The sequence below is a fragment of the Paenibacillus sp. Y280 genome (assembly GCF_056786335.1).
Map to the genome: position 1 here is coordinate 1 of NZ_JBXCIW010000061.1, position 1,121 is coordinate 1,121.

General features: G+C 54.9%; 1 rRNA gene. It reads left to right on the forward strand.

Annotated elements, in window-relative coordinates:
- Nucleotides 1-1,121, forward strand: a 23S ribosomal RNA gene (locus tag AC1TPC_RS26825); the annotation flags it as partial.

The following is a 1,121-nucleotide window of genomic DNA, read 5'->3' on the forward strand; positions in this document are numbered from 1 at the left end:
ATAGCCCGAGGGGGCCGCAGTGAAAAGGCCCAAGCGACTGTTTAGCAAAAACACAGGTCTGTGCGAAGCCGTAAGGCGAAGTATACGGGCTGACGCCTGCCCGGTGCTGGAAGGTTAAGGGGAGCGGTTAGGAGCAATCCGAAGCTGTGAACCGAAGCCCCAGTAAACGGCGGCCGTAACTATAACGGTCCTAAGGTAGCGAAATTCCTTGTCAGGTAAATTCTGACCCGCACGAATGGCGTAACGACTTGGGCGCTGTCTCAACGAGAGATCCGGTGAAATTTTAATACCTGTGAAGATGCAGGTTACCCGCGACAAGACGGAAAGACCCCATGGAGCTTTACTGTAACTTGATATTGGACTTTGGTACGATCTGTACAGGATAGGTGGGAGCCTAAGAAGCATGAGCGCCAGCTTGTGTGGAGGCAACGTTGGGATACCACCCTGATCGTATCGGAGTTCTAACCTGCTGCCGTGAAACCGGCAGAGGGACCGTGTCAGGTGGACAGTTTGACTGGGGCGGTCGCCTCCTAAAATGTAACGGAGGCGCCCAAAGGTTCCCTCAGAATGGTTGGAAATCATTCGAAGAGTGCAAAGGCATAAGGGAGCTTGACTGCGAGACCTACAAGTCGAGCAGGGACGAAAGTCGGGCTTAGTGATCCGGTGGTACCGAATGGAAGGGCCATCGCTCAACGGATAAAAGCTACCCTGGGGATAACAGGCTTATCTCCCCCAAGAGTCCACATCGACGGGGAGGTTTGGCACCTCGATGTCGGCTCATCGCATCCTGGGGCTGAAGTAGGTCCCAAGGGTTGGGCTGTTCGCCCATTAAAGCGGTACGCGAGCTGGGTTCAGAACGTCGTGAGACAGTTCGGTCCCTATCTGTCGCGGGCGCAGGAAATTTGAGAGGAGCTGTCCTTAGTACGAGAGGACCGGGATGGACGTACCGCTGGTGTACCAGTTGTTCCGCCAGGAGCACCGCTGGGTAGCCAAGTACGGACGGGATAAGCGCTGAAAGCATCTAAGCGTGAAGCCCCCCTCAAGATGAGATTTCCCAGTATGTAAGACCCCTTGAAGACGACGAGGTTGATAGGTTCGGGGTGGAAGCACAGCAATGTGTG